Below are 19,054 nucleotides of genomic sequence, written 5' to 3'. Positions count from 1 at the left end.
CATCGGCCAATGTTACTGGACAGTAGCTAGGTGAGGAAACTCGGCGCGCCCACGGACGGCTCGCATAAGGTTGCCGAGATGATCCGACCCAGGGCTGCGACCTGTGTCGACGTGGTCGGTAGGGCCGTGTCGTGACGAATTCACCACGTCTTCCGCGCTGGATTTATGTGCCTGCCGCGGTGGGCGCGATCTTTGTCGTGCTGCCCCTGGTGGCGATGGTGGCAAAGGTGGACTGGCCGCAGTTCGGGTCGCTGATCTCCAGTCCGTCGTCCACGGCGGCGTTGACGCTCAGCCTGAAGACGTCGCTGGCCAGCACGGTGTTGTGTGTGCTGTTCGGGGTCCCGTTGGCGTTGGTGCTGGCCCGCAGCGGAGGTTCCGTCACCCGCATCGTACGACCGTTGATCCTGCTGCCGCTGGTGCTGCCGCCGGTGGTCGGCGGCATCGCGCTGCTGTACGCGTTCGGGCGGCTCGGGCTGGTGGGCCGATACCTGGAGGCTGCCGGGGTGCACATCGCTTTCACGACGGTGGCAGTGGTGCTTGCGCAGACCTTCGTCTCGCTGCCGTTCCTGGTCATCTCACTGGAAGGCGCCGCGCGCACCGCCGGCGCCGATTTCGAGGTCGTGGCGGCGACGCTGGGCGCGTCGCCGGGGACCGTGTGGTGGAGGGTGACGCTGCCGCTGCTGGGGCCGGGCCTGGTCTCCGGGGCTGTCCTGGCGTTCGCCCGTTCCCTGGGCGAGTTCGGTGCCACGTTGACGTTCGCGGGGTCTCGCCAGGGGGTGACCCGCACCTTGCCGCTGGAGATCTATCTGCAGCGCGAGAGCGACGCTGACGCCGCCGTGGCGTTGTCGGTGCTGTTGGTGGCGGTGGCCGCGGTGGTGGTCGTCGGGCTGGGCAGTCGCCGGCTGCGGGCAGGCGGATGGACATGACGCTTCACGTGCGTGCTGTCGTCGAAAACCGTGGGCTGGACGTGGAATTCGACGTGGCGGCAGGGGAGGTGCTCGCGATACTCGGCCCCAACGGCGCGGGAAAGTCGACGACACTGCACGCGATTGCCGGACTGGTCGGCCTCGACGCCGGGAGCGTGCGGGTGGGGGACCGGGTACTGACCGATACCTCGGCCGGCATGCAGATACCGACGCACGCCCGCCGGGTCGGCTTGTTGCTGCAGGACTCACTGCTGTTTCCACACCTGAGCGTGCTGGCCAACGTGGCATTCGGTGCGCGCAGTGGGCACCGGGCCGGTCGCCGTGCCGCCGCCGACAGCGCCCGCCGGTGGTTGTCCGAGGTCGACGCTGTCGATCTGGCCGACCGGCGACCCCGCAGGCTGTCGGGCGGTCAGGCGCAGCGGGTGGCACTGGCCCGGGCACTGGCCGCCGACCCCGAGGTTCTGCTGCTCGACGAACCGCTGGCGGGTCTGGACGTGGCGGTGGCGGCATCGATGCGCAAGGTGCTGCGTCGTGTGCTGGCCATTGGCGGCAGGTGCGCGGTGCTGATCACCCACGACCTGCTCGATGTCCTGACGCTGGCCGACCGGGTGCTCGTGGTGGAGGATGGGCGCATCGTTGAAAGCGGTTCTGTCGCAGAGGTATTGGCTACACCGAAGAGTCATTTTGCGGCGAGGTTCGCCGGCGTCAACCTGATCGGCGGCACGGCTGCCGGCGACGGCGTGCTGACCACCGCATGGCAGGCGAACTGGTACGGGTCGCCGGCAACGGATGTGCAACCCGGCGCGCCGGCCGTCGCCCTGTTCTCGCCGGCGTCGGTCTCGGTGTACCGCGACGAACCGCACGGAAGTCCGCGCAACACCGTTGAGGTGACGGTTGCCGAACTCGACAGCCGGGGGCCTGGCATCCGGGTGCGGGCCGATGAGCAGCCTGACGGGGCACCCGGCCTGGCCGCCGACATCACCCCGGAGTCGGCGGCCGAGCTACGGCTGGCACCCGGCGACACGGTGTATTTCTCGGTGAAGGCGCAGGAGGTCGCCGTTCACCCGGCGGGGCACCGGAAGTGACTCGCTGTTCGCCCGCGTAACGCGGGCATGCGCAGGTCCGAATCACCTGTTGAGGGTCCGGCGCGCGCAGTGTCGGGGGCGGGTTGCCAGCTCCGGCGTGGCGCCCGACACACCCGCGCGTCAGCAATCAACTATGTTGGTGTCTACCTGGTTATTCGCTGTGAACAGCAATCTCGATTTTGAGCACTCTAAGAGCAACTCACACTTGCGTCACGGCCGTAACACGGTAGTTTCTTCCCCATGGACGAGTCGGATGCGATGTCACATCGGCGCAGAGGTCTGTCGAAGAAGCTGGCGCTGGTTGCGATGACCGGCGCGACCGCCGCAGCCGTTGCGCTGCCGGCGGTGGCGTATGCGGATCCCGAGCCGGTGCCCCCGGCCCCGGCTCCTGCCCCGGCTGTGCCCGGTGCTCCCGCGCCGGCACCGGTTGCTCCCGCGCCGGCCCCCGCCCCGGGGGCGCCCGCCCCGGCTGTGCCCGGAGCTCCGGCTCCGGCTCCGGCTGCTCCCGTCGATCCCAACGCACCCGTTCCGCCCCCGGCCGCTCCCGCGCCTGCCCCCGCGGATCCGAACGCTCCGGCGCCCGCTCCGGCCGACCCGAACGCTCCCGCCCCGGCCCCCGCGCCGGAACCCGGCCGGGTGGACAACGCCGCCGGCGGCTTCAGCTACGTCGTGCCCGGCGGATGGAAGGTGTCCGACTCGACCCAGTTGTCGTACGGGCAGGCGCTGTTGACCAAGCTTCCGCCGGAGGGCACACCTGAGCCGCCGAACGACACCAGCGTGCTGCTGGGCCGTCTGGACCTGAAGCTGTTCGCGGGCGCCGAGGCCGACAATGCGAAGGCGGCTGTCCGGTTGGCCTCCGATATGGGTGAGTTCTTCATGCCGTTCCCCGGCACCCGGGTGAATCAGGAGACCGTGCCGCTCGACGCCAACGGGCTCACCGGCGTCGCCTCGTACTACGAGGTGAAATTCACCGACACCAACAAGCCCAACGGCCAGATCTGGGCCGGTGTGGTCGGCGCGCCGCCGGCCCCTGGCACCCCCCGCGGGCAGCGGGCTCCGGAACGCTGGTTCGTGGTCTGGCTGGGCTCGGCGAGCCATCCGGTGGACAAGGCGGCCGCTGCGACCCTGGCCAACTCGATCCGGCCGTGGACGCCGCCGGCGTCGGCCGCTCCTGACCCCAACGCGCCGCCACCGCCGGCCGACCCGGCGCATCCGGGTGTCGGCGTGCCGGTTCCGGTCACCAACGCTCCGCCGGAGATGCAGCCCCCGGCCTGACCCGGAGCACGCGGAACGCCGGAATCCAGCAGGCGAGCACCGATCGTTCCCATTTGGCCAACCGAATTGTTACGTTCGGGAGGTACATCTGGGGTGTGGCTCAGCGAGCCCGCTGGGCATAGCCAGTGACAGGTAGGAGACCTGTAATGGATGTAATGGCGGCAACCGAAATCCTGGCTCGCTCCTCCACGCTGACCAGCGTCGGCTGGATCGGCTACATCATCATCGGTGCGATCGCCGGTTGGATCGCCGGCAAGATCGTCAAGGGCGGTGGCTCCGGCATTCTGATGAACATCGTCATCGGCGTGGTCGGTGCGCTCATCGGTGGATTCCTGCTCAGCTTCTTCCTCAACACCGGAGGCGGCGGCTGGTGGTTCACCCTCTTCACCGCCATCCTCGGATCGGTGATTCTGCTCTGGCTCGTCGGACTCGTGCGCAAGGGCAGCTGATTCGGCGTCGATGATGGACGCGGGGACCATGACGGCCTGGCAGGTCGTCACTCCCGGTCCGGTGAGTTCGCATCCGCTGCAACGGGTTACCGTGTCCACCCCGCAGCCCGGGCCTGACGAACTGCTCGTCAAGGTGCTGGCGTGCGGGGTGTGTCGTACCGATCTGCATGTGGCCGAAGGGGATTTGGCCGTACACCGGCCACGGGTGATCCCCGGGCATGAGGTCGTCGGTGAAGTCGTCGCGGTCGGTGCCGATACGGGTGGCGGGTTCGCGGTCGGAGATCGGGTTGGTGTGGCGTGGCTGCGGCACACCTGCGGGCAATGTGTCTACTGCCTGCGCGGGCGGGAGAATCTCTGTCCGTACTCGCTCTACACCGGCTGGGATGCCGACGGCGGCTATGCGGAATTCACCACGGTCCCCGCGGCATTCGCGTTGCGGTTACCGACCGGATACTCCGACGTCGAGCTCGCGCCTCTGCTGTGTGCCGGCATCATCGGCTATCGCGCCCTGCTGCGCACCGACCTGCCGCCGGGCGGGCGGCTGGGACTCTACGGTTTTGGCGGCAGTGCGCATCTGACGGCGCAGGTGGCGTTGGCCCAGGGAGCCCGGGTACATGTGATGACCCGCGGCGAGCGGGCCCGCGAACTCGCCCTGGCGCTGGGAGCGTCGTCGGTGCAGGGCAGCACCGACATGCCGCCCGAGCCGTTGGATGCCGCCATTCTCTTCGCCCCGGTGGGGGAACTGGTGTTGCCTGCGCTGGCGGCCCTGGACCGTGGCGGCGTCCTGGCGATCGCGGGAATCCACCTCAGCGACATCCCGGCCTTGAACTATCAACGGCACCTGTTCCAGGAACGGGAGATCCGCTCGGTGACCGCCAATACCCGCGCCGATGCCCGCGATTTCCTGGCGTTCGCCGGCGCGCACCGGATGGCGGTCAGCACACCCGAGTACGCCCTGGACCGCGCCGACGAGGCGCTGGCCGATCTGAGTGCCGGCCGCATCGCGGGCGCGGCGGTGCTCCGCGGGTAGTCGGGGCAATCAGAGCGCGGCGAGTGCGGCGCCCAGTCGGCCGTCGAGATCGCCGTGGCCGTAGGCGTACAGGGGGCCGAGCCCGTCGTTGATCACCCTGTTGAGGCGGGCCATCCCGCGCGCATTGACCGGCAGCGGCGAATGCAGCCGAAGCGTGATGGCATCGATCGTCATCTCGGCTGCAGCAATGTTCTTTCGGTGCAACGGTATTCGTGACGACCAGACGACGGTGTCGTTGGCGCTCTCGTGTACGCAGCGGCGCAACACCCGGGCGATGGCAACACGCTCGGTGATCGACGTGAGTCGTGCGGCGCGGGCCGCGATGGCGCTGCCCGGGGGTGTCGGGGTGCCGACTGCCAGCATGGCGTCGAGGCGGCCGGATCGAATCCGTGCGGTCAGGCGGGCCCGGAAGGACGGGCGGCGGGGGATGGGTGCATGACGGGGTGTGAGCGCCGGTGTCGCAGAAATTCGGTTGTCGTTCATGGCGATACCTCGTAGTTTCCGTGGTGCCCGAGTCCGTTGATCATGACTACCTAGGACCGTACGCCGGTCATGAATGACTAGTCAAACCAATTTAGCGGTCACGGCGGTACGCTGGTGTCATGACGACGAGGTGGGCCGGCGACACCGAGACCAAACCCGCGCCCGGGCCGCTGGCCCGGATCCAGGCCTTGGTCAACACGATCGAACTGCCCGCCGGAACAGATCGCCTCGCCCATCCCGACGACGCAGCGCCGTGGCTGGCCGCCAACGGGTTGCTCGCTGCCGGAGCCAGCCCGACGGAAGCCGAGCTCGACCTGGTACGCGCGGTGCGCGAGGCGTTGCGTGCACTGCTGATCCAGCACAGCGGCGGCCCGGCCCCGCCGGCCGGTCACCTCGCGGTACTGAACGCACTCACCGACGCCTCGACCGCGAAGGTCGACCTGGCCCCCGACGGGCAGGTGCAGTTGTCAGCCGCAGGCGAGAATGTGGGCGAGCGGCTGCTAGAGCTGCTGCTGGTGATGCGTGACGCGCAGCGGGACGGTACCTGGGCCCGCCTGAAGGCATGTGGGAACGACGAATGCACGTGGGCGTTCTATGACCGGTCCCGCAATCACGGCGGTACCTGGTGTGACATGTCCAGCTGCGGGAACATGCTGAAGAACCGGGAGTTCAGGGCGCGGAGACGCGCCGGCAGTTAGGTCGACAGGTGCCACACGAGCGCGGCGGCCAGTGCGCCGACACCGTTGAGCGACCAGTGCAGGGCGATCGGCGCGATCAGGCTGCCGCTGCGTCGGCGCAGCCAGGTGAACACGAAGCCGGCGACGCCGGTGGCGATCACGGCGAGCACGACACCGGCGATCATGCCGAACACACCGCCGCCGAACAGTCGGGTGAAGCCGACGTTCTCGCTCGTCAGCCCCAGCGAACTGGCGATGTGCCACAGACCGAACAACAGCGAACCGCCCGCGGCCACGCCACGAAAACCCCAGGCCCGGTTGAGGGCTCCGTGCAGCACACCGCGAAACGCCAGTTCCTCGGGGATCACGGTCTGCAGCGGGATGATCACCATCGACGCCAGAAGCGCGCCGGAGACGGTGGCGTAGTTGTCGTTCATGAACATCGGCCGGGTCCACGGCAGCGCCGCCCCGATGGCGATCACCGACACCACGAGCGCGACGGCGCCCAGCGCGTACCCGACGCCCGCGCGCCAGTGCTCGCGGCCCAGGCCCAGCTCGGTCCAGCCCAGTCCACGGGCCCGCACCAGGATCAACAGGACCACCGCAGCGGCCGGGACCGTCGCGATACTGGCCCACGGGGTGGTGAAGTGCGCGATCAGGTTGGTCACCGTGAGGATGACGACGACGATGCCGATGTCGGCATAGATGCGGAAGTGATGTAACGCAGAGAGCTGGGCCACCAGCGGATGTGGGTGCGCGGCCACGGCGCTCTGATCAGACATAACGTGGCAATCGTACCGGCGCGGCGCAATTACCCAGGTCACACCGGGTTGATCAGTCCGCGGTCCAGGTCCAGTTCGAGATCGCCGGGTCGTCCTCGCCGTGCTCGCGGGTGTAGCTGCGGGCGGCCAGTCGGGCGTCGACCATTTCCTGGCGCAACCCGGCCGCCTTGACCGCCAGGCCCCCGACCCGGTCGATCACGTCCATGACCAGGTGGAACCGGTCGAGGTCGTTCAGCATCACCATGTCGAACGGCGTCGTGGTGGTGCCCCGCTCCTTGAACCCGCGGACATGGAGCTGGTCGTGGTTGGTGTGGCGGTAGGCCAACCGGTGGATCAGCCACGGGTAGCCGTGATAGGCGAAGATGATCGGTTTGTCCGTGGTGAAGATCGAATCGAACTCGCGATCGGACAGGCCGTGGGGATGTTCGGACTCGGGTTGCAGCCGCATGATGTCGACGACGTTGACCACCCGGACCTTCACCTCGGGGAGGCGGCGGCGCAGGATGTCGGCGGCGGCCAGGGTCTCCAGGGTCGGGATGTCGCCGGCGCAGGCCAGCACCACATCCGGTTCTCCGGTCGTGTTGCTCGCCCACTCCCAGATCCCCAGACCGCGGGTGCAGTGCGCGACGGCCTCGTCCATCGTCAGGTAGGTCAGGGCCGGTTGCTTGCCCGCCACGATGACGTTCACGTACTGGCGGCTGCGCAGGCAATGGTCGGCCACCGAGAGCAGGGTGTTGGCGTCCGGCGGCAGGTAGACGCGTACGACCTCGGGACGTTTGTTGGCGACATGGTCGATGAAACCCGGATCCTGGTGCGACGCCCCGTTGTGGTCCTGGCGCCACACATGGGACGTCAGCAGATAGTTCAGGGATGCGATCGGTCGGCGCCACGGTAGATGCGAACTGTTGAACAGCCACTTGGCGTGCTGGTTGAGCATCGAGTCGACGATGTGGACGAAGGCCTCGTAGCAGTTGAACAGCCCGTGCCGCCCGGTGAGGAGGTAGCCCTCCAGCCAGCCCTGGCAGAGGTGTTCGGACAGCACCTCCATCACCCGGCCGTCGGGGGCCAGGTTCTCGTCCACGGGCAGTGTCTCGGCCTGCCATGCCTTGTCGGTCTTCTCGAACACCGCGGCCAGCCGGTTGGAGGCGGTCTCGTCGGGACCCATCAGCCGGAAGCGGTCCGGATTGCCTGCGATGACATCACGCAGGAATGTGCCGAGTACCCGGGTGGCCTCCGCGGTGCCCGTGGCGGGGCTGTCCACGGTGACCGCGTAGTCGGTGAAGTCGGGCAGGTCGAGGTCACGCAGCAGCAGCCCGCCGTTGGCGTGCGGGTTGGCGCTCATCCGCCGGGTGCCCGAGGGGGCGAGGGCCCGGAGATCGGGCCGCAGCGCGCCGTCGGCATCGAACAGTTCGTCGGGCCGGTAGCTGCGCAGCCAGGTCTCGAGCTGTGCCATGTGCGACGGGTTGGTCCGGGTTTCCGACAGCGGCACCTGATGCGAGCGCCAGGTGCCCTCGACCAGTTTGCCGTCCACCTCATGCGGGCCCGTCCAGCCCTTGGGGGTGCGCAGGATGATCATCGGCCACAGTGGGCGGCCTGCCTCCCCGTCGAGGCGGGCCGCGCGTTGGATCGCGGCGATCTGGTCGAACGCCTCGTCCATGGCCGCGGCCAACTGCTGGTGCACGTTGGCCGGGTCGTCCCCGGCGACGGTGATGGGCCGATATCCGTAGCCGTACAACAGTGATTCGAGTTCTTCTTGCGGAATCCGGGACAGCACTGTGGGATTGGCGATCTTGTAGCCGTTGAGATGCAGGATCGGCAACACCGCGCCGTCGACGACCGGGTTGAGGAACTTGTTCGAATGCCAGCTGGCGGCCAGCGGTCCGGTTTCGGCTTCGCCGTCGCCGACCACGCACGCCACCACCAGGTCGGGATTGTCGAACGCGGCCCCGTAGGCGTGGACCAGGGCGTAGCCGAGCTCGCCACCCTCGTGGATCGAGCCGGGTGTCTCCGCGGCCACGTGACTGGGTATCCCACCGGGAAACGAGAACTGGCGGAACAGTTTCCGCAGGCCGTCGGTGTCCTGCCCGATTGCGGAGTAGACCTCGCTGTAGGTGCCTTCCAGGTAGGCGTTGGCCACCAGCCCCGGGCCGCCGTGACCGGGCCCGGTGACGTAGATGATGTTCGCGTCGCGTTCCCGGATGATCCGGTTGAGATGGGCGTACAGCAGGTTCAGCCCCGGGGTGGTGCCCCAGTGGCCCAGCAGTCGCGGCTTGACGTGTTCGGCGGCCAGCGGCTCGTCGAGCAGAGGGTTGTCCAGGAGATAGATCTGGCCGACGGACAGGTAGTTCGCCGCCCGCCAGTAGGCGTTGAGCTGCTCGAGGTCGGTGTCGGTGAGTGCCGGTGATCCAGTCGCGTCGCTCATGTCCCCATAGTGGCGGTTGTCGGTGAATGGTGCGCGCGTTCCGGGTACCCGAATTCGTACCGCTCAACCAACGCCGCGCGAAGTACACCGACGACGCGGTCGCGTTCGCGTCGGCTAGGTTCGAGGGCATGCCCGTCCCCAGCGCCCTCGACCCACGCACTCCGGTCCTCGTCGGTTACGGCCAGGTCAACCAGCGGGAGGAGAACCCGGATGTCGAGCCGGTCGATCTGATGGTCGCGGCCGCCCGGGAGGCCGCAGATCCGCGGGTGCTGGAGGTTGTCGACTCGGTGCGGATCGTGAACCTGCTGTCTTGGCACTACCGGGATCCGGGTTTGCTCTTGGCGCAACGCATCCGGGCCGACAAGGCGGCGACCCGCTATACGGGGGTGGGCGGCAACGTCCCGCAGTCGTTGGTGAACGAGGCCTGTCTGGACCTACAGGGCGGACGGGCAGAGGTGGTGCTGATCGCGGGCGCCGAGACCTGGCGCACCCGCAGCCGGCTGCGCAAGCTCGGGACCAAGCCGGACTGGACCCGTCAGGACGAATCGGTGCCGGAGGCGCCGGGCGCGCACGAGGGCGTGCCGATGGCCGGTGAGGCCGAACTCCGGATCAATCTGGACCGACCGGCCTACGTGTATCCGATGTTCGAGCAGGCGCTGCGGATCGCGGCGGGTGAGACCAGCGATGAGCACCGCAGGCGGATCGGCGAGCTGTGGTCTCAGTTCAGTGCGGTGGCGGCCGACAACCCGCACGCCTGGAGCAGGGAGTCGGTGCCTGCCGAGCAGATCTGGCAGCCGGGCCCGGACAACCGGATGATCAGCTGGCCCTACACCAAGTTGATGAACTCGAACAACATGGTCAACCAGGGTGCGGTGCTGATCCTGACCACCGTCGAGAAGGCCACGTATCTCCAGATCCCGACCGACCGTTGGGTTTTCCCGTATGCCGGGACGGATTCGCACGACACCTACGCGATCGGCGAGCGGGACGAGCTCTACCGGTCACCGGCCATCCGGATCGCCGGACGGCGCGTCCTCGAACTGGCCGGGGTGGACGTCGACGAGGTCGATTTCATCGACGTGTACTCCTGCTTCCCGTCGGCGGTGCAGGTGGCCGCCGCCGAAATCGGTCTACCGCTGGCCGATCCGGCCCGGCCGTTGACGGTCACCGGCGGGCTGACCTTCGCAGGCGGGCCGTGGAACAACTACGTGTCCCATTCGATCGCCACCATGGCCGAGAAACTCGTGGCGAATCCCGGCACGCGCGGGCTGATCACCGCCAACGGCGGTTACCTCACCAAGCACAGCTTCGGCGTGTACGGCACCGAGCCGCCGACCCACGAATTCCGTTGGCAGGACGTGCAGTCCGAGGTCGACGCCGAGCCCACCCGGGCACTGCAGGTGGACTTCACCGGCACCGGCACGGTGGAATCGTGGACCACGCCGGTCGGTCGCGACGGCACCGCGGAGCGCGCCTTCCTGGCGGTGCGTACCCCCGATGACGGACGTACGCTGGCCCGGATCGTCGACGAGTCACAAGCGGCGGCGACCATGTCTTCCGACATCGCCGGGGCGAAGGTGCAGGTTCACGCCGACGGCAGCGCGACCCTGCTCTGAGCGGCCAGCGCCAGCACCTCGTCGGTGGTCGGCGGGCTTGGCGGATGGTAGGACAGGCACCAGGGAGTCTGGATCTTGTGAAAGGCATTGCCTTCCAACGCCAGATAGAACTGGCCTGAACGCAGCTTGCTGATGTCGGGCACGTGACCGCCCTTCACCCGCGCCATCTCCCGGGCCACCGCGATCTGGGCGGGGGAGTTCAGCAGACCGTAGAACTGCGTGGTGGCATTGCCCGGGATGTGGTTGTGCAGACCGCGCGGGGATTGCGTGGCGAACACCAACCCGAGCCCGTACTTCCGGGCCTGCGACGACAGCGCCAGGGTGCTGTGTGTCGACGCGGTTGTATGGCTGGACGGGGCGAAGTTCTGCGCCTCGTCCATCACCAGCAATCCGCCCAACGGCCGGTCACCGGCCGGGTTGCGTTTGATCCAGGCGAACAGCGCCATCTGCAACTGATTGACGAATCCTTCACGCTGCTGGTCGCTGGTCAGGCCGGCCATGTTGATCACCGACACCCGAGCCCGGTAGCCCGGCGACGGTGTCAACAACACTCCGGGGTCGGCGGCGGCGCCGGCGCCGCCGAACAACGGATCGTTGACCGTCGCCGCGCGCAGGTTCTGGGCCAACTCGGCGGCCAGCTTGTTCGCCCCACCCAGTGCGCTGACCTCGGTGGGCAGGTCGGCGAGCAGATCGATGAAGCCGTCCAGGCTGGTCGAGGGCCTCGCCCCGTAGTACCGCAGCGCCTCGCGCAACACCGCGCGGGACCGCTCGGCCTTGGCCGTGGTCCCGACGATCAGGGCGCGGGGTTCGAGCGCAGCGACGGCAGATTCGACGGCGTCGGCGAACTCGTCGTCGTCGTCGATGACACTGGCGAAGTCCGGTAGCGGCTGGAACGACAGCGGGCGTCCTGTCGAGCGGCGCGGAGTCCACACCACGACCTCGGCATTGTCGAAATACACGTCGGCGCGCTCGTCGTCCGCCGGGGTCCACCCGGGCGGGTTCTCGGGCCAGCGGGCACCCAACCGGGACAGGTCGTTGTTGGGGTCGAGCACGATCGACGAGACGCCCCGCAGCGCACACTCCTCGACCAGTCGCCGGATCAGCACGGTCTTCCCCGAACCGGAGCCCGCGAAGATGGCGGTGTGCTTGCGCAGCGCGGCCAGATCGACCGACACCGGGCGCCCGCCGGGGCTGTCCAGGCCCAGGGTCACCGCGGTCGGTGAGTGCTCGATGACCGGCGCCGGCGGCTGCACACGTATGGGCCCGGTCGCGAGCTCGGCATCCACGTCGATCTGGGCCGGTGGCGGAGGATCACCCGCGATGTCCCCGAGGGCGGCACGCAGCCAGCCGATCCCGTGGGCCGGGCGGCGGCGGCGCAGCCAATCGGGTAGGTCGGGGTGGTTGTCGTCGATGAGGTCGCGCAGCGCGGTCATGGTGCGCACGTCGTCCTCGCTCATGGGCAGCACCCGGCCACCGGCCGCCTCGAACTCGGCGATCATCACCGTCGTTTTGGCGCCCTTGGGCCACGCGGTGTTGCGCAGCAGGAAAAGCTGGCGCCGGTCTGGATTGAAACCGGTTGCTTCCCAGGCTTTTCGGATCCTGTTCTGGACTGCGACGGCGTTGCCGGACGAGATGGCGCGGAATGCCCAGTGCCGCTCGTCGTCGGTGGTGGCGTCGAGAGTCTGGCGAAGCCGCCCGTGCAGCACCACCCGTTGGCCCGGGAGCGGATCGGGACGGAACGCCTGCCCGGCCTCACCTAGTTCGGTGATCCATGCGTCGAGCGCCGCCGACAGCAGGCCGGGCATGGTGGTGTCCTCGCCGTCGGGGTCGAGCGCGGCGACCGTCACGGCGCGGCGCCGGTAGTCGGCGAAGCGGCGGTCCAGTTCGCCGGTGTCGCCCTGGGCAGCGCCGCCCGAGCCGGTCTCGTGCGGGCCGACCGCCTCGGCGGTGAGGCTGGAGAGCTCCTCGATCATGTCGTGTTCCAGGCAGCGGCGAACGTGGGTGTCGGCGCGTTTGAGCAGTTGACGCGGTGTGTACTGGGTGGCTTCGTCGAACGCTGCCGGCAGGATCGGCCAACTCGGATAGGGCGCGGTGAACCCGATCGAGGCGTAGCTGGCGGTGAACCGGCGTTCGAGGATGGCGCGACCGACATCTGGTGTCGGCAGACCCTGCAACAGCGCGGTGGTGCGGAACCTGTCCTGCACGGTGGCGGTGGCGCGGTCCTGGATGGCTTCCCACGCGGCGGGCAGGCAGGCCACCACACCGACGGTGCGGCGCATGGTCTGCCGGACCGACATGAGGCCGTGTGCGATGTGCTCAAGGTCGTTGTTGCTCGGGGCCGCACCGGCCGTGTCGGTGCGTTCGGTGGACTGGGCCAGCAGTGTGTCGATCTGGTCGAGCGCCAAAACCGACGGCCCGGCCAGGGCGATCAGCCGTGAGATGTCGCGGACCGATTCCTGCGCGGTGAGCGTCGGTGCGGGCAGCCCCCAGGCCTCCCGTTCGCCGTTGCCGGTCAGGAAGGCCTCGCCGATGTCCTGCAACTCGAGGTCACCGGCACCGAGCAGCACGAGGGCGCGCAGGGTGTGGTGGGCGCGTTTGACGGTGTGGCGGTGGACCTTGTGCAGCGCGTTGACGAAGTCGTTGAGGATCTCGGGCGTCAGGTCGTCGTCGCCGATCACGGCCCGCCGGCTGGCCCGGGAGATGTGGGCCACCGAGGACAGTTCCCACAGCAGGTCTTTGAGTTGGGTCTCGCGCTCGCTGCCCGGCCGGCCCAGGCTCTCCAGGATCCCGGCCCGGGCGGACTGCCAGAAACTGGCCGCGTCGAGCAGCTCGACCAGGAAGAAGTAGCCGCCGCCGGTTTGCACCTGTTCGCGCACCTGGCCGAGCAGGTGGGTCTTGCCCGATCCGGCCGGGCCCCGCACCACCACACCCAGCGGGCTGGAGTCGGTTTCGCGTTCGGCATCGCCGAAGGCGGCCATCACGTCGGCCATCGGCCGGTCGTGCAGCCCGCGTACGTGGAGCGCGCCCTGCGAATGCCACAGATCGTCGGCGGTCGGTGCCCAGGTCAGGCGAAGCGCGCTGAGCGCTTCGCGATGCTGTAACTCCATCAGGACTCGATCGCGATCAGGTGCTTGTCCTGGTTGCCTATCTCCACCGCGGCTTCGCGGTCGGCGGGGGTGAGCACCTTCTGGTTCTCCTCGGGGATCAGGCTGACGCCAGGCTGCTGGTAGAGGCTGATCAGCGCGGCGTCGACGGTGGGACGGGGCAGCCCGGGCACGGCCTCACGGAGCCGCAGCAGACTCACCCAGCCGCCGGGCCGGGTGGTCAGCCCGGCGTAAGCGGTACGCAGCTGGATTTCGGGACCGGCTCCGGGCGCCGGCGGGGCTGCCGTGGCGGGCACCTCGGCAGGCAGGAACACGTCGGCGGGAACGAGGTCGGCGTGTTCGAAGTAGCGGTGCAGCGCACCAAGAAGCGTGTACAGGGCCTTGCCCTGTCCGGTGGATCTGGCCGGCGCGTCGGCGCCGAACAGGGATCGGCACAGCGCCCACCCGGTGTCGGTCAGTTCATGGACGAGCGGCCGGCTTCCGGTGGACTCGATCAGGCCCAACCGGTTGAGCCGGTCGCGCTTCGATTTGTCGAGTTTGGGCCCGAGCCGCTCCAGCTCGGCGTTGGCCACCGGACGGGACTCGGCCATCAGTACCAGCAGGACCGCCTGCTCGGTGCCGGTCAGGTCGTCGGGCGTGACATTCACCGGTTGCTCACCTTCCTGCCGTCGTCGCTTTTTGCACGCGGACGGGTGGACGCCGGGCACGTGTTCCATGCACGTTAGCGCGTACCCCTGACCGCGCGAGAAACTTGTTGCGCCGCAGGGTTTTCGCCCACCCAGTGGGCGAGGTGCCCGCAGCTACCGGGTCGGCAGCGGCTGCGCCGGGTCGGCGATGCGGTCGGGATCGACCGGCTCGGCCGATCGGATCAGCGCCTTGACGTCGTCAAGGACATCCCACACATTGACGTTCATCCCCGCCAGGACGCGGTTGTCGGCGTCGAGCCAGAACGCCACGAATTCGCGCCCAGCAACGTCGCCGCGGAAAACGACGCGCTGATATTCGGGTGCATGGCCGACATATTCCATGCCGAGGTCGTACTGATCGGTGAAGAAATAGGGCAGCTCTGTGTATTCCGGGGCGGACCCGGTGTATTTGCCCAGCATCCCGGCGACCGCCACCGCGGGTTGCTTGAGTGCGTTTGCCCAGTGCTCGGTGCGGATTCGCACGCCGAAGAACGGATGTTGCGCGGCCGCGATGTCGCCGACGGCGTAGATGTCGGGATCGCTGCTGCGCAGCGACGCGTCGACGAGCACGCCGCCGTCTGCGATGGCCAGCCCCGCCTGTTCGGCCAGTCCGATGTTCGGTGCCGCGCCGACGGCGATCAGGACCGCGTCCGCGGCGACGGTCGAGCCGTCCCCGAGCCGTAGTCCCGTGGCGGTGCCGTTGTCCGTGGTGATCTCCTGCACCGATTGGTCCAGCCGTAGGTCGACTCCGTTTTCACGGTGCAGTTGCGCGAACACCTCACCGACCTCGGCGCCCAGCGCGGCCAGCAGGGGCAGGTGTGCGGCCTCGACCACCGTGACCTTCACGTCGCGGCCGCGCGCACCGGCGGCGACCTCCAGTCCGATCCATCCGGCCCCCACGATCGCCAGGGACGACCCCGGGGTCAGCGCCTCGCTCAGCGCCGCGGCGTCGTCGATGGTGCGCAGATAGTGCACGCCCGCGGCGTCGGCTCCCGGGATCGGTGGTCGTCGTGAGGCGGACCCGGTGGCCAGCAGCAGCTTGTCGTAGCCGACGGTCGTGCCGTCAGGTAGCGCAAGCGTGTGGTCGGCGGCGTCGATGGCGGAGACCTCGGTTCCCAGCCGTAGTTCGACGTTGTGGTCGCGGTACCACGCCGCCGGATCGGTGGTGAAATCGTCGAGCTTCTTCTTGCCTGCCAGGTACTCCTTGGACAGCGGCGGACGCTCGTAGGGTAGGTGGTCCTCGGCGGCGAACAGCACAACATGACCATCAAAGTCGTTGTCCCGCAGTGCTTCAGCGGCCTTGGCTCCGGCCAGGCCACCGCCGACGATCGCAATTGTGGACGACGTTGTCATGTCGATCCAGCCTACTCGCCCGAGACCAACGCCCTCAGCTTTCGGGCGTTACGCACCGCGTGACCACCGAGATCGTTGTTGAAATACACGACGACGCGGTGGTTGTCGCGGTCCCACTGCCGGATCTGCTGTGCCCACTCCGACAGTTGGTCGTCGGAGTAGCAGCCGGCGTACAGGCCGTCGTCGGCCGGGCCGTGCATGCGGACATAGACCAGATCACTGGTGGCCACGGTCCGGCAGGTCAAGCCGGGGCCGCTCATCACGACATACGCTGCGCCGTACTTCTCCAACAGCTCATACACCGTAGGCTCGTGCCAGGAGGGATGCCGCAGCTCCATCGCCACCTGGATCGGGCGCGGGAGTTGGGCGAGGAAACCGCTGAGCAGCTCGTCGTCCCGCTCGACGGCCGGATGAAGCTGGACCAGCAATGCTTCGTTGTGCGGTTCGAGCAGCTGCCAGTACTTCTCGAACCGCGGCGTCCAGCTCTCGGGCGACCGCAGTCTCCGGTAATGCGTCAGACCGCGCTGCGCCTTGACCGACATGGTGAAACCTTCGGGCATCTGGTCGCGCCACCCGGTGAACGTCGTATCCGCGGGCCAGCGGTAGAAGCTGCCGTTGAGTTCCACGGTGTCGAACTCATCGACGTAGTGGGCCAGTCTCGCCTTCGCCGGAGTGCCCCGCGGATAGAGTACCCCGGTCCAGTGGTCGTACGACCAACCCGAGGTGCCGATCCTGATCATCTGCCATCGCTAGGGGACGTCTGTGTAGTGCAGGGTGTAGCCCTCGGCGGAGAACGTGAAACCTCGGCCCGTCACTTCCCGCACGCAGGACACCCCGGACTGCTCCTGGACGTTGCAGCGGAAACCCGCCACCGCGAGCACCTTGCCGAACGGCAGCGCAACCGCGGCCGACTGCGCGAAATCCGGCTGGGCGAGGTTGGCGAAATGCGCGTCGGTATCCCGGTCGAGAACCAGGGCATTCGGCGCTGCGGTCCCGCCGGTGGCATCGGGCACCGTTTCGGGGGCGCCCGTCACGCTCATCGTCGAGGTGCCACCGGCCGGTTGGCATCCGGCGCGGTCGCGGGGCAGGATCGCGCACTGCCAGCGCCCGCTCGGGGTGCTGAAGTAATAGCCCTTGCGGCGGTCGACCTCGATGGCGTACTCGGCGGCGTTGACCAGGTTTGCGGTGCCGAACTGTGGCGCCGGTGCCGTGGTGCTCGTCGGTGGGGGCGCGGCGGCATCGTCGGTGTTGACGACGGTTCCCGACGTGCATCCGGTGAGCGCGGCGGCGGCGCCAAAGATTGCACAGCGGACGAGGCAAGCCTTCACGACGCAAGACCCTAGCCAACTGTTGTCGCGGCCGGAACGGTAGCGTCGACTTTCCGTGACTCCCGACGCGCGCCCGGCAGATGCCCGGGTCACTTCGGCCCTGCTGGCCGCCGGCGTGGTGGGTGGCCTGTCGCTCACCGCGATTTCCTACACGCTGGCATTCACCCGTCCTGGGTTCGAGCTGACCCGACACGCCAATTCGATGTTGGCACTTGGGGATTGGGGATGGATCCAGTCGGTCGACTTCGTCGTCTGTGGCCTGTTGCTGATCGCGTTCGGGGCCGGTATCTGGCGGGTGGCCGCCGGCATGCGGTCGGGACGTATCGCGGCGGTGTGTGTGGGGCTGTACGGACTGCTGGCCGGTGTCGTGGTGGGGCTGAACCCGACCGATCCGGGGGCCGGGTTCCCGCCGGGCTGTCCCGGGGGCGAGGAGATGAGTACGTCGGCGACGATTCACGGCGTGGCCGGCGGGCTGGGCTTCCTGGCCATGACGTGCGGATGTTTCGTGCTGGCAAGGTATTTCGCCGGCATCGGAGATCGGGTGTGGGCGGTGATGTCGGCGTCGATCGGGGTCGCGATCCTGGCGGTTCTCGCCTACCTGGGTTCCCATGCCGGGGCGCAGACCGAGACGTTCAACTACGTACCGGTCTGGGTCGTCGGAACAGTGCTGTGGCTGTATGTGGCAGGTGTGGCCACGCGCCTGCTGCGCTCACATCGCGACGCACACCTCGGCGCCCAATAGCAGCACCGGCCACAGCAGCGTGACCTGACCGAAGGCCACCAGGTCGGCGCCGGCCGGGAATTTGGTCAGCAGACTCGACTCAATCAGCTGCACCTGTTCGGGATGGAAGAACGTCCAGACCAGCCCGATCACCAGATAGGGCAGGGCCAGCCACATCAAGGTCTCGAGCACCTGTTCGACGCTCAGCTTGTGACCCAGGATCCGGTGAATCCGGTGCATCAGATCAGCGCCTTGTCGGCGGCCACCCGCCGACGCACATCGGCGAGCAGCAGATAGCTGCCGCCCTGCCTGATGAACACGGGCAGGAACCGATTGCCGAACGCCACGGCCAGAAACAGCCATTCGAACAACCGTTGCCGCCCGCGGCCCCAACCGAAGCCCACAGCGTCCCGGAACACCGGCGCCAGGAATCCGGTGGTCAGGAATTTCAGCAGCGGCCGGAACGGTATGCGCAGCAACGGGTTGATCATCCGCAGGTCCACGAGGTCATGTAGGTATTGCCGGACCACGTCGTCCATCTGCACCTGCGCGCAGGCAGTGTCCCAATAGGTGTCGAAATCGGCCCGTGCCGGAGGCCACTGTTGCTCGTCGACCTGCAGGGTGGTGCCCAGTGTGGCGGCGGAGTGGTAGAACTGCTCGGCCTGAGCTTCGGTCATCTCGCCACGCAGCAGTTGGTAGACATCCTCGAGGCCGACGAACAGACAGGCCGCCACCCACATCTGCAGGTCGCGGTCGAAGGCGTTGTACTGCACGGGACTTGCCGGCCCGGAACGGACCTGTCGGTGCGCGGTGTCGACGGCCTCGCGGAACGCGGCGCGGTCCTCGGCGTTGCCGAGGATGGCCACCGCCAGGTAGCTCAGGGTGGTGCGGGCCCGTTTCCACGGATGTTTGAGCAGATTGCCCGAATCTACGGTGCTTTCCACGACGCCGTAGCCGACGCCGGGCGCGGACAGTTGCATGATCACGTTGGCCGCGCCGGCGGCGAAGCCCCAGAGGTCCATCGCCTCGGCGACGGTGACGTCGTCGTCGGACCAGCGCGACGTGCGGCGGGTGATCGAGATCCGGTTGGCGGAGGCGGAAGTCATGCGCTGCCCTC

At 68.3% G+C, this 19,054-nt stretch carries 18 protein-coding genes; 8 read left to right on the top strand and 10 right to left on the bottom strand.

All coding sequences use genetic code 11. The annotated features are described in order from the left end of the window. Window positions 1–131: 131 nt before the first annotated feature. The 5 genes from AB0876_RS30815 (at window position 132) to AB0876_RS30795 (ending at window position 4,765) form a co-directional block, all read left to right on the top strand. Window positions 132–926: an ABC transporter permease gene (locus tag AB0876_RS30815; protein ID WP_491840888.1), complete on the top strand. Its 795-nt coding sequence runs from the start codon at window positions 132–134 to the stop codon at window positions 924–926. After that, window positions 917–2,011: a sulfate/molybdate ABC transporter ATP-binding protein gene (locus AB0876_RS30810; protein ID WP_491840889.1), complete on the top strand. Its 1,095-nt coding sequence runs from the start codon at window positions 917–919 to the stop codon at window positions 2,009–2,011. Before AB0876_RS30815 ends, AB0876_RS30810 begins: the two co-directional genes overlap by 10 nt. Window positions 2,012–2,251: 240 nt before the next feature. Beyond that, window positions 2,252–3,286 (top strand): alanine and proline-rich secreted protein Apa, encoded by a 1,035-nt coding sequence (locus AB0876_RS30805; protein ID WP_491840890.1) that lies wholly within the window; start codon window positions 2,252–2,254, stop codon window positions 3,284–3,286. 146 nt (window positions 3,287–3,432) lie between these two features. Next, window positions 3,433–3,735 carry a GlsB/YeaQ/YmgE family stress response membrane protein gene (locus AB0876_RS30800; protein WP_358028167.1) on the top strand — a complete coding sequence of 101 codons (303 nt, stop codon included), beginning with the start codon at window positions 3,433–3,435 and terminating at the stop codon, window positions 3,733–3,735. Window positions 3,736–3,748: 13 nt separating this feature from the next. Next, a complete protein-coding gene (locus AB0876_RS30795) occupies window positions 3,749–4,765 on the top strand; it encodes a zinc-binding alcohol dehydrogenase family protein (protein ID WP_526043800.1) in 1,017 nt (338 codons plus the stop codon). A gap of 9 nt (window positions 4,766–4,774) precedes the next feature. Here AB0876_RS30795 and AB0876_RS30790 read toward each other — a convergent pair whose 3' ends face one another. Continuing rightward, on the bottom strand, window positions 4,775–5,248 hold the full coding sequence (locus tag AB0876_RS30790; RefSeq protein ID WP_491840892.1) for a hypothetical protein: 474 nt from the start codon (window positions 5,246–5,248) through the stop codon (window positions 4,775–4,777). Window positions 5,249–5,367: 119 nt separating this feature from the next. On the opposite strand from AB0876_RS30790, the gene AB0876_RS30785 reads away from it, so the two are divergent. Beyond that, on the top strand, window positions 5,368–5,946 hold the full coding sequence (locus tag AB0876_RS30785; protein ID WP_491840893.1) for a CGNR zinc finger domain-containing protein: 579 nt from the start codon (window positions 5,368–5,370) through the stop codon (window positions 5,944–5,946). Here AB0876_RS30785 and AB0876_RS30780 read toward each other — a convergent pair. Next, window positions 5,943–6,707 carry a CPBP family intramembrane glutamic endopeptidase gene (locus tag AB0876_RS30780; RefSeq protein ID WP_491840894.1) on the bottom strand — a complete coding sequence of 255 codons (765 nt, stop codon included), beginning with the start codon at window positions 6,705–6,707 and terminating at the stop codon, window positions 5,943–5,945. The genes AB0876_RS30785 and AB0876_RS30780 overlap by 4 nt on opposite strands. 52 nt (window positions 6,708–6,759) lie before the next feature. Continuing rightward, window positions 6,760–9,129: a phosphoketolase family protein gene (locus AB0876_RS30775; RefSeq protein WP_491840895.1), complete on the bottom strand. Its 2,370-nt coding sequence runs from the start codon at window positions 9,127–9,129 to the stop codon at window positions 6,760–6,762. A 128-nt stretch (window positions 9,130–9,257) separates the two neighbouring features. Here AB0876_RS30775 and AB0876_RS30770 point away from each other — a divergent pair, with 128 nt between their 5' ends. Continuing rightward, on the top strand, window positions 9,258–10,745 hold the full coding sequence (locus AB0876_RS30770) for an acetyl-CoA acetyltransferase (protein WP_491840983.1): 1,488 nt from the start codon (window positions 9,258–9,260) through the stop codon (window positions 10,743–10,745). Here the strand turns inward: AB0876_RS30770 and AB0876_RS30765 are convergent. The 5 genes from AB0876_RS30765 to AB0876_RS30745 form a co-directional block, all read right to left on the bottom strand. Then, window positions 10,715–13,852, bottom strand: coding sequence for a helicase HerA domain-containing protein (locus AB0876_RS30765; protein ID WP_491840896.1), 3,138 nt, complete (start codon window positions 13,850–13,852; stop codon window positions 10,715–10,717). The genes AB0876_RS30770 and AB0876_RS30765 overlap by 31 nt on opposite strands. Continuing rightward, window positions 13,852–14,496 carry a hypothetical protein gene (locus AB0876_RS30760; RefSeq protein ID WP_491840897.1) on the bottom strand — a complete coding sequence of 215 codons (645 nt, stop codon included), beginning with the start codon at window positions 14,494–14,496 and terminating at the stop codon, window positions 13,852–13,854. The genes AB0876_RS30765 and AB0876_RS30760 overlap by 1 nt, the downstream gene beginning before the upstream one ends. 153 nt (window positions 14,497–14,649) lie before the next feature. Then, a complete protein-coding gene (locus AB0876_RS30755; RefSeq protein WP_491840898.1) occupies window positions 14,650–15,888 on the bottom strand; it encodes an NAD(P)/FAD-dependent oxidoreductase in 1,239 nt (412 codons plus the stop codon). Between the two features lie 11 nt (window positions 15,889–15,899). Beyond that, window positions 15,900–16,628, bottom strand: a complete 729-nt coding sequence (locus AB0876_RS30750; RefSeq protein ID WP_491840899.1) for a DUF72 domain-containing protein — start codon at window positions 16,626–16,628, stop codon at window positions 15,900–15,902. Window positions 16,629–16,637: 9 nt separating this feature from the next. Continuing rightward, window positions 16,638–17,216, bottom strand: coding sequence for a hypothetical protein (locus tag AB0876_RS30745; protein WP_491840900.1), 579 nt, complete (start codon window positions 17,214–17,216; stop codon window positions 16,638–16,640). A gap of 55 nt (window positions 17,217–17,271) precedes the next feature. Between AB0876_RS30745 and AB0876_RS30740 the strand changes: the two genes are divergently transcribed. After that, entirely contained in the window at window positions 17,272–17,958 is a 687-nt protein-coding gene (locus AB0876_RS30740) for a DUF998 domain-containing protein (protein WP_526043799.1), read from the top strand. On the opposite strand, the gene AB0876_RS30735 is transcribed toward AB0876_RS30740, so the two are convergent. Next, a complete protein-coding gene (locus tag AB0876_RS30735) occupies window positions 17,926–18,177 on the bottom strand; it encodes a hypothetical protein (protein ID WP_491840902.1) in 252 nt (83 codons plus the stop codon). The two genes, AB0876_RS30740 and AB0876_RS30735, sit on opposite strands and share 33 nt — an antisense overlap. Next, window positions 18,177–19,043, bottom strand: a complete 867-nt coding sequence (locus AB0876_RS30730; RefSeq protein WP_526043798.1) for an oxygenase MpaB family protein — start codon at window positions 19,041–19,043, stop codon at window positions 18,177–18,179. Before AB0876_RS30730 ends, AB0876_RS30735 begins: the two co-directional genes overlap by 1 nt. Window positions 19,044–19,054 lie beyond the last annotated feature (11 nt).

It is taken from the genome of Mycobacterium sp. NPDC049093 (assembly GCF_040704635.1).
GTDB lineage: Bacteria > Actinomycetota > Actinomycetes > Mycobacteriales > Mycobacteriaceae > Mycobacterium.
Note: the sequence above shows the minus strand (reverse complement) of the source record. Positions and strands in the feature narration are given on the sequence as shown.

Excerpts from the sequence above, each read along its gene's own strand:
- AB0876_RS30790 (WP_491840892.1), bottom strand. The coding sequence starts at position 5,248 with ATGAACGACAACCGAATTTCTGCGACACCGGCGCTCACACCCCGTCAT.
- AB0876_RS30805 (WP_491840890.1), top strand. The coding sequence starts at position 2,252 with ATGGACGAGTCGGATGCGATGTCACATCGGCGCAGAGGTCTGTCGAAG.
- AB0876_RS30755 (WP_491840898.1), bottom strand. The coding sequence starts at position 15,888 with ATGACAACGTCGTCCACAATTGCGATCGTCGGCGGTGGCCTGGCCGGA.
- AB0876_RS30795 (WP_526043800.1), top strand. The coding sequence starts at position 3,749 with ATGGACGCGGGGACCATGACGGCCTGGCAGGTCGTCACTCCCGGTCCG.
- AB0876_RS30775 (WP_491840895.1), bottom strand. The coding sequence starts at position 9,129 with ATGAGCGACGCGACTGGATCACCGGCACTCACCGACACCGACCTCGAG.
- AB0876_RS30765 (WP_491840896.1), bottom strand. The coding sequence starts at position 13,852 with ATGGAGTTACAGCATCGCGAAGCGCTCAGCGCGCTTCGCCTGACCTGG.
- AB0876_RS30770 (WP_491840983.1), top strand. The coding sequence starts at position 9,258 with ATGCCCGTCCCCAGCGCCCTCGACCCACGCACTCCGGTCCTCGTCGGT.
- AB0876_RS30785 (WP_491840893.1), top strand. The coding sequence starts at position 5,368 with ATGACGACGAGGTGGGCCGGCGACACCGAGACCAAACCCGCGCCCGGG.
- AB0876_RS30780 (WP_491840894.1), bottom strand. The coding sequence starts at position 6,707 with ATGTCTGATCAGAGCGCCGTGGCCGCGCACCCACATCCGCTGGTGGCC.
- AB0876_RS30730 (WP_526043798.1), bottom strand. The coding sequence starts at position 19,043 with ATGACTTCCGCCTCCGCCAACCGGATCTCGATCACCCGCCGCACGTCG.
- AB0876_RS30800 (WP_358028167.1), top strand. The coding sequence starts at position 3,433 with ATGGATGTAATGGCGGCAACCGAAATCCTGGCTCGCTCCTCCACGCTG.
- AB0876_RS30735 (WP_491840902.1), bottom strand. The coding sequence starts at position 18,177 with ATGCACCGGATTCACCGGATCCTGGGTCACAAGCTGAGCGTCGAACAG.
- AB0876_RS30810 (WP_491840889.1), top strand. The coding sequence starts at position 917 with ATGGACATGACGCTTCACGTGCGTGCTGTCGTCGAAAACCGTGGGCTG.
- AB0876_RS30750 (WP_491840899.1), bottom strand. The coding sequence starts at position 16,628 with ATGATCAGGATCGGCACCTCGGGTTGGTCGTACGACCACTGGACCGGG.